Below are 8324 nucleotides of genomic sequence, written 5' to 3' on the forward strand. Positions count from 1 at the left end.
TCCTGGTATAATATTCATTATACCTGATAATCTGTGTAATTAAGATATCTTGAATCTTATAGGATGCCTTTTAATTATCTCAATAACATTTTTTGCAAGTTTTAATGGATCATGCCTTATATATTTACCCTGCACCAACATATCGGCAGCAACAACTTTAAACCTAAAAGAACCACCGCTTTCAATTTTTGGGCTCAATGGGATAGAATTATTTTTGCTATAACGCTTAAGTATTGATTTTGAAATAATGCTTTTGTTGGCAAGCACATAGTCAAATATATTTTCAGCAGAGTGCTTTTCTATTGCTTCAATATGTTCACGAATAGTATATCCGGTACTTTCACCAGGCTGTGTCATAATATTGGCAACATAAATTTTTATTGCCTTTGAGCGTTTTATTGCGTTTGTTACACCGTCTACAAGATAGTTTGAAATAATTGAAGTGTATAAAGAACCCGGCCCGCTAACAATAGCATCAGCAGAGCCGATTGCATCTAATACAGGATTATGTACTTTAACTTTATTTGGAACTATTGAAAGAAGATCAATGCGTTTTTTACTTTCTGAAATTTTGCTTTCACCAAAAACTATACTACCGTCAGATAACTTCGCCTTAAGTTTCGCACTGTCAAGAGTTACTGGCAAAACTTTGCCTCTTATAGCAAGAACTTCAGCGCACTTTGAAATAGCGTTATCAAGCCCTCCGGTTATAGCAGTCATTGCGGTAAGCAACAAATTACCAAAAGAATGACCAGAAAGCGGGCCTTTTGAAGCAAACCTGTACTCAAACAACCGAGACATAAGGTTTTCTTCTTCAGAAAGTGCAACCAAACAACTTCTTATATCTCCAGGCGGCAAGACACCAAACTCTTTTCTTAGCTTTCCGGAACTGCCACCATCGTCTGTAACATTTACAACAGCCGTAATGTTTGAAGTATAGTGTTTCAAACCACTTAAAAGCGATGCTAAACCTGTGCCGCCACCTATCACGACTATTTTATAGTTTGTATTTTTTTTCAAATGAATAAACCTTAATTGTGAATATCCCTATGATAAACTTGTGACATGTAACCTTTTTTTCGCAATATAAAACCTATTTTTTCTGAAACTGCAACAGACCTATGGTGCCCACCAGTACAACCAAGCGCTATAGTAAGGTGGCTTTTGCCTTCTTTAATAAAATTAGGGATTAAAAATGAAAGCATTTTTTCTAAAATTACTATAAAATCTTTCGCCTCTTTATGCTTAAAAACATAATTTTTAACACCGACATCTTTGCCTGTTTTATATCTAAGCGAAGCAACATAGTTTGGATTTGGAAGAAAGCGAACATCAAAAACCAAGTCGGCATCTAAAGGCAGACCATATTTAAAACCAAAAGAAAGAACAGAGATCTTCATTTTTTCTAATGTCTGATCACTTAGTTTTTTTGTCAAAATTTCTTTTAGCTCGCCTCCTGTGAGGTGAGATGTGTCAATAACATCATCTGCTAAATAGAGAATTTTTAACATCATTTTTCTTTCGGCATTTATTCCTTCACTGATCCGCCTTGCTAATGGGTGTCTGCGCCTTGTTTCAGCATACCTTCTAAACAATGTTGCATCATCTGCGGTAAAGAAAAGAATTCTGTGCCTAATGCCGCGTTTTTTAAGATCATCAACTATTTTTTCAATAGAATCAAGTGATTCTTTGCCTGCTCGAATATCAAGACCAACAGCAACTTTATTTAGCTTTCCGCCAGATTCAACACACAAATCCGCAAATTTACTTACAAGAGAAACTGGAATATTATCAACTGCAAAATATCCCATATCCTCTAAATTTTTTAGCGCCAAACTTCTGCCTGCACCAGAGATACCTGTAACTATAAGGAACTGTCTGCTCATTTTTTTTCACCACTTTGCTTTGCCATAATGCCAATTAATCTTTTGTTTAACTCTTTTGCAGGGTTTAGACCTTTTTTCTTTAACCGTTGATTTAAGCTTGCCATTTCAATAAGAATAGCTAAGTTGCGCCCGGGCTTAACAGGAAAAATAACTTCCGGAACATTAACATCGAGTAATGTGGTAAATCTATCGTCGATACCAACCCGCTCGTAATTATGAGTGCCATTCCAATCCTGCAGGCGCACCACAAGCTCAATTTTGCTTTCATCTAAAATAAAACCAATACTAAACATATTCTTTACATCAATTATACCCATACCACGTACTTCTATATGATGTTGAATTATTTCCTGGCTTTTGCCTATAAGTACACCGCCAGAGAGTTGCCTAAGCTCAATAACATCATCGGCAACAAACATATGCCCGCGCTTCATAAGTTCCAAAGCGCACTCCGACTTACCAATACCGGCATTACCCAAAATTAAAACACCAAGGCCATAAACATTTACAAGTACACCATGCACTTGAGTTGTTCTTGCCATTTTATCTTCAAGATAAAAAATCAACTCTGCCATAAGCCCAGATGGCTTTAATTTAGAGTGCAATAACGGGCACATACATTGTGCATGCACCTGCATCATTGACGGTAATGGTTCTAATGAGTGTGTAAGTATTACACAGGGAAGGCGCTGGTAAGAAAGCAACTTTGTAAGAACTTCAACTTGTCTTTCGTGTGAGAGTGTTTTTAAAAATATATATTCGGCAAGACCAATTATTTGCAACCGTTCTGCTGGGAAGTGTTCAAAAAAACCAGAAAGCGCAAGCCCGGGCCTGTTTATCTCTGAAACAGTTATCTTTCTACAAAGACCTTCAACACCACTAAGAAGAGAAAGTTTTAGGGCTTCATTTTTTTCATTAAGCAATGTGCCGACGGTAATCTCTGCCATAGACCCCTTATATATTGAGGCAGGTTTTAAATGCTGCTCGCGGCGCTACTTAATACTCGTCTTCCTTTTCAATAATGCCAACAACATCTTTTACTGTTTTCGCGTCTCTGAGCGCTTGACGGAAAAACTTATCTTTGAACAAACGAGTTATTCTTGCAAGAGCCTTAAGATGCTGGCCTGCAGCATCAAGCGGACCTACCAATAAAAATATCAAATAAACTGGCTCACCATCTAAAGAATTAAACTCAACACCGTTACTTGATATGCCAATTACTCCAACTTGCTCTTTAACTGCATCAGTTTTACCGTGCGGCAAGGCTACACCTTGACCAATACCTGTAGAACCGAGTTTTTCTCTTTCGAGAATTGTTTTTGTTATCTCATTGGAATCTTTAATTTCGCTTGTCTTCGCCAACGAATCAATAAGTTCTTTTATTGCCGCCTTTTTATCGGTGGACTTTAAATCAATCACTATTGCCTCAGGGCACAAAAATTCCATGATCCTCATAAATCAATAAATCCTCCCCTCTTGTTTTTATAAAATTAAATTCTCGGTTCTACCAAACCAAATGTACCGTCGCCTTTGCGGTAAAGTAAATTCAACTGATCTGAAGATTCATTTAAAAACATATAGTAATCATAACCCAAAAGCTCCATCTCATCTATTGCCTCACCAAGAGTTACCGGCTTTACATCAAAGTGTTTAACTTCGCTTATTTTTGCCTTCTCACTGTATTTTAAAGGAACACAGTTAAGCATACTTTCGGTCATATTCTTTAAAGATACTGCACGAGTTTTGTTTTTTACACGGTGTACTTTAACTTTTTCTTTATGTTTTTTTAGTTGTTTTTCTATTTTATCCAAAGCAAGGTCTATTGCCGCATACATATCGTTGGACTCATTTTTTGAACGGAAAGTTGATTTTGTAGAAGTAATAATTATTTCGGCAGATTGCTGAAACTTTTTTTCAACAGACAATATAACTTGTGCTTTTGCTGGTGAGCTAAGGTACTTATCATACTTGTCAAGCTTTTTTCTTGCATACTCTGCTAAAGCAGGTGTTAAATCCAAATGTCTTGCTGTAATTTTTATATGCACTTGCTTCTCCTATATTATTCGCGCCACCATTTTAACCCGAATTTTGCAATAGGATTTGGAATTCGTCAAAAGATATGGGACATTTTCTTCCGCAAAAATCTTGCGAATGGAATAACCATTCGCTGCAATCTTTGCGTTAAAACTGCCTCCATCTCTTTCGTCTCGGTTCTCAAACCTATTACAAAATGCGGGTTTAACTTTAAGCAAAACGCCAGTTTTTAAAACCAGCTATGGCTAAAGCCAAAGGTGCCTCGCTTATAATTTTTTAAAACATATAAGTTGTATACGGTACTTTATACTAAATAATTACTTATAATTCAAAGATTATCTTGAATTAATTACAACTTGAATTTCTCGCCCAAATAAACTCGCCGTGCATCGGGACTTTCAATTAACTCTTTAGCATTGCCGGTAAGCAAAACCTTTCCTTCAAAAATAATGTATGCTCTGTCTATTATCTCAAGTGTTTCTCTAACATTGTGATCTGTAATGAGAATCCCTAAGCCCATTACTTTTAAACGACCTATAATACCTTGAATATCTGCAACCGTTATTGGGTCTATGCCGACAAAGGGTTCATCTAAAAGCAGGAATGACGGATCTGTTATTAACGCTCTTGCAATTTCACAGCGACGCTTTTCCCCTCCGGAAAGTGTAAAAGCAATTTGGTCTTTGAGCCTTTCTAGGCCAAGATCAGCTAAGAGCGCACTGACTTTGTTTACCCTCTGAGTTTTTGTAAGCGGCATTAGCTCTGCAATTACCATTAAGTTTTGCCAAACTGTCAAATGCCTAAATATTGATGGTTCTTGCGGCAAATAACCAATACCCAAACGAGCCCTTTTATACATTGGTAAATTTGTTATTTTAGTGGAATCAATAAAAACATCACCTGAGAGAGCAGTAACAAGCCCTGTTATCATGTAAAAAGTTGTGGTTTTGCCAGCACCATTGGGACCCAAAAGCCCAACGATCTCGCCTTGTTTGACTTCTACATTTACCCCATTAACCACAAGGCGATTCTTGTAACTTTTTTTTAGATTAACGCTTCTTAAAGTTTTCATTGTTTTTATCATTGAAATTTACCGTACCATCAACATTGCCGTTAAAAATTATCTGTTTTTTTTCAAGTTTAATGGTTGCGGTGTCGGATAGTATCTCTGCACGGTTAGCTAAGCCATCATCAAATACAACAAGAGGCCTTGGCACTCCGCTAAGCACAATTTGCTTTTCTTTTTGTAAAAATAAAGCACTGTTTGCCTTTGCTAAACCTGAAGAGGTTATTACTTCAACATCACCAAATGCCACTATACTTTCTGAGCTTTTGTTTAACATTATGTTATTAGCGAAAAGCGTTGCATTTGTAAGAGAATCTGATGAACTATAAACTACCTCTGAGCGATTGCCCAAAAGCTCGCCACTTTCAGTTGTCATATTATATTTGGCGCTTTGCGAACGAGCATTGAGTTTTTCACCTATTTCAGTGGTTGTTTTTATTTCAACATTGCCATAAGCACTTAACAAATTACTTTCTTTATCTTGAATTAACTGATCTGCAACTAAAGTGCTGCTGCCTCTTCTAACAGATGCCCCACCATCAAATTTTATTTTTTTACCGCCAGATATTATCTCCATCTTTTGGCCTTTAATAAATGTTTTTGGCTTTGTGGCGCAAAATGACGGAGTTAAATATAAAACAACCAACGCTACGCTTAAGAATTTTATCATTCTATTGCCAATTCTTGATTTTTTATAATAATACTTTCAAGGTCCGGTGTTGCCTCGAACCCCCTGCCGACGATTTTTTGCCCTTGACGTACCAAAACAATTTTACTTTCTGTAAATATCTTTTTTTCGGCCGAATTGTACGATAACGACTCAGTTTTTAAACTTTCACCTTTTGAATTTTCAAGCAGGCACTTACCCCAACAGGTCATATCATAAGTAACACTGTTAACCTCGCCCTCATTTGCAACAAGTTTTGAAGTTGCATTCGATTCTGAATAAAAATGAACTATCGGTTTATGAAGTAAAATTTTATTTTCTTTATCTAATACCTGAGCAGAGTCGGCCTCAAGAGTCCAATTTGTTTTGCCGTTTTTTGCATCGGTTACACTAAACTTTTCAATGACCTGTTCGGCCGCAAAACTCTCGCCTCCCTTTTGCTCAACTTCTTTTGCGCAGGAAACAAAAAATAAAAGCCCAAAAAACAGCAGGGATAGCGGGAAGTAAGCAAAAGTGATTATTTTTTTGTTTTCCATCGTTCGTGCATCCATACCCACTGCTCTGGCAAACGCGCAATATGGCTTTCAATAAGTTGTGTTATATGAGCTGTGTTATTTAAAACATCTGCGTCAAAATTGCCGGTGCGTTTTAATTCTATTGGTTCTAATATTACCTTGTGCCTATCATCGCTTAACCTTTCATCTATAGCGAGTAAAACAGAGGCATTTGTTTTTATGGCAAGCGTGGCAAGACCGGAGGGCGTATAAGCTAACTTATTAAAAAAATTCACAAAAACACCTGGCACTGCCGTGTCTTGATCTATAAGCATTGCTATTGACTCATTATTTCTTAATGCCCTCAACATTTGCCTTGCGGCGTTATCGGCAGAGCGCAAAATTACATTTTCACCTTTTGACTGCCTAAAACCAATAAGCATTGAGTTTAACTGCGGGATGTAAATTTTTTTCGCTATTACATTTATTGGCATGCCGCTAAGCGCAAGAGCTGCACCCATAATTTCCCAGTTGCCACAATGAGCGCTTGCAAGCAACACACCATTGCCGCAAGAAAGAGCTTTTTTAAAAGCATCAAGGTTTTCAATAGTTACCAAAGAATTTATTCTTTCCTTAGTGAGCTTTGGGAATGAAAACAACTCAAATAAATTTTTACCCTGGTTTTCAAAGACCAATTTGGCTATTTTGCGTATTTCTTTTTTACTTTTATCTCTAAATGACTGTTCTAAATTTTCTATTGTTATTTTGCGCGCCTTAACTGCAAAATAAAACACAACATTGCCAATTAAAGCACCAATTTGAACAGAGAGTTTGTACGGTAACACAAGTACCGCTTTGGAAAACAATAAAGCTGCAATATAATAAAGTTTTCTAAGTATTGCTTTCATCAAAGATATTTGGCATTCGCTTTATGCCACAAACCCTTTGCCCTAAGCACAATGTCTACAATCTCTCTTAAAACACCCTTTCCACCAGCTTTTTTAGTTACAATGTCAGAGTATTTTTTAACCTCGGAAAAAGCATCGGCTGGGGCAACCGCAATGCCTGCAAACCTGAGGGCAGGTAAATCAACTATATCATCACCGATATAAAGAACATTTTTTGGTAAAATTTTTAGTTTTGAGCATATTTCAATTAAAGCTTCTTTTTTGCTCATGCACTCTTGGTAAAGAAAATCTATGCCTATTTCTTTTGCCCTAAGCGCTACCTGTTTTGATTTTCTTCCTGTTATCCATGCAAATTTTATACCGGAATCTGCCTTTTTTGCAGCGCTAAAGGCATATCTGTCACGTACATCCCAAATTTTTATTTCTTCACCCGAGTGTAAAATTATGATCTCACCGGCAGTTAAAACACCGTCAATATCACTGGCTATAAGCTTTATCCCTTTGGCAAGTTGTTTAACCCGGATTTTGCAATAGGATTTGGAATTCGCCCGAAGATATGGGACATTTTTTTCCGCAAAACCCTTGCTAATGGAATTACCATTCGCTGCAACTTTTGCGTCAAAAATGCCTCCATCTCTTTCGTCTCGGTTCTCAAACCTATTACAAAATCCGGGTTTAATGTTTTTAATCATTATTTATTTTCTTCTTGAGGGAGTTTGTTTAGCCATGGAGTTATATCTTTTGGAATTTGGCGCATATATGGTTTGAGCACAACATTTAACGTGAAAAATGCAATAAGTAAAACGGAGTAAATTATAACAAGCGCACTTATATGCCACTTCCAAGTTGGCTTCCAAAGCTTAACCTGAATTAGAGGAGCTGAGCATTTTTTGCAATTCTTTAAGCCGTCTTTATTTTCACTTTGACATTTTTGGCACCTCATTTATTGCCTCCAAAAAACGGTTTTACAACCTCATCAATACAATTAAGTTGTTCTATTAATACCCCAAGCTCACTTAAAGAAAGCGAGTTTGGACCATCAGAAAGAGCTTTTGAAGGGTGTGGATGAACTTCAACAAAAACACCAGCTATACCAACTGCACTGGCCGCGCGGGCAAGAGGTAAAATATATTCTTTGTTGCCTCCACTTGACTTACCGTTTGCCCCCGGCATTTGTACTGAATGCGTAGCGTCAAATATTACGGGGTAAGTTGTTTTTTTCATTTCATGAAGTGAGCGCATATCGGCAACAAGGTTCCCGTATCCAAA

12 protein-coding genes are annotated in these 8324 nt (G+C 37.1%); all 12 read right to left on the reverse strand.

Features of this window, described 5'->3' with window-relative positions:
• Positions 1-39: 39 nt before the first annotated feature.
• Positions 40-1020: a YvcK family protein gene (locus M0Q46_05250; GenBank protein MCK9582995.1), complete on the reverse strand. Its 981-nt coding sequence runs from the start codon at positions 1018-1020 to the stop codon at positions 40-42.
• Positions 1021-1031: 11 nt separating this feature from the next.
• Positions 1032-1886, reverse strand: a complete 855-nt coding sequence (gene rapZ / locus M0Q46_05255) for an RNase adapter RapZ (protein MCK9582996.1) — start codon at positions 1884-1886, stop codon at positions 1032-1034.
• Positions 1883-2833: an HPr(Ser) kinase/phosphatase gene (hprK, locus tag M0Q46_05260; protein ID MCK9582997.1), complete on the reverse strand. Its 951-nt coding sequence runs from the start codon at positions 2831-2833 to the stop codon at positions 1883-1885. Before hprK ends, rapZ begins: the two co-directional genes overlap by 4 nt.
• Positions 2834-2882: 49 nt before the next feature.
• Complete coding sequence (locus tag M0Q46_05265; GenBank protein ID MCK9582998.1) at positions 2883-3341, reverse strand: PTS sugar transporter subunit IIA; 459 nt, start codon at positions 3339-3341, stop codon at positions 2883-2885.
• 35 nt (positions 3342-3376) lie between these two features.
• A complete protein-coding gene (raiA, locus tag M0Q46_05270) occupies positions 3377-3931 on the reverse strand; it encodes a ribosome-associated translation inhibitor RaiA (GenBank protein ID MCK9582999.1) in 555 nt (184 codons plus the stop codon).
• 338 nt (positions 3932-4269) lie between these two features.
• Positions 4270-4992, reverse strand: coding sequence for an LPS export ABC transporter ATP-binding protein (lptB, locus tag M0Q46_05275; protein MCK9583000.1), 723 nt, complete (start codon positions 4990-4992; stop codon positions 4270-4272).
• On the reverse strand, positions 4970-5656 hold the full coding sequence (locus M0Q46_05280; protein MCK9583001.1) for a hypothetical protein: 687 nt from the start codon (positions 5654-5656) through the stop codon (positions 4970-4972). The genes lptB and M0Q46_05280 overlap by 23 nt, the downstream gene beginning before the upstream one ends.
• Entirely contained in the window at positions 5653-6189 is a 537-nt protein-coding gene (gene lptC, locus M0Q46_05285; GenBank protein ID MCK9583002.1) for an LPS export ABC transporter periplasmic protein LptC, read from the reverse strand. Before lptC ends, M0Q46_05280 begins: the two co-directional genes overlap by 4 nt.
• Positions 6171-7055 carry a lysophospholipid acyltransferase family protein gene (locus M0Q46_05290; protein MCK9583003.1) on the reverse strand — a complete coding sequence of 295 codons (885 nt, stop codon included), beginning with the start codon at positions 7053-7055 and terminating at the stop codon, positions 6171-6173. Before M0Q46_05290 ends, lptC begins: the two co-directional genes overlap by 19 nt.
• The gene (locus M0Q46_05295) at positions 7055-7747 is read right to left on the reverse strand and encodes an HAD hydrolase family protein (protein MCK9583004.1); all 693 of its coding nucleotides are present in this window, start codon (positions 7745-7747) and stop codon (positions 7055-7057) included. Before M0Q46_05295 ends, M0Q46_05290 begins: the two co-directional genes overlap by 1 nt.
• A complete protein-coding gene (locus tag M0Q46_05300; protein ID MCK9583005.1) occupies positions 7747-7998 on the reverse strand; it encodes a hypothetical protein in 252 nt (83 codons plus the stop codon). Before M0Q46_05300 ends, M0Q46_05295 begins: the two co-directional genes overlap by 1 nt.
• Positions 7995-8324: 3-deoxy-8-phosphooctulonate synthase (locus M0Q46_05305; GenBank protein ID MCK9583006.1), on the reverse strand; the 330-nt coding region annotated here is incomplete at its 5' end. The genes M0Q46_05300 and M0Q46_05305, both read right to left, overlap by 4 nt.

This window comes from Endomicrobiales bacterium (assembly GCA_023228045.1).
GTDB lineage: Bacteria > Elusimicrobiota > Endomicrobiia > Endomicrobiales > JALOBY01 > JALOBY01.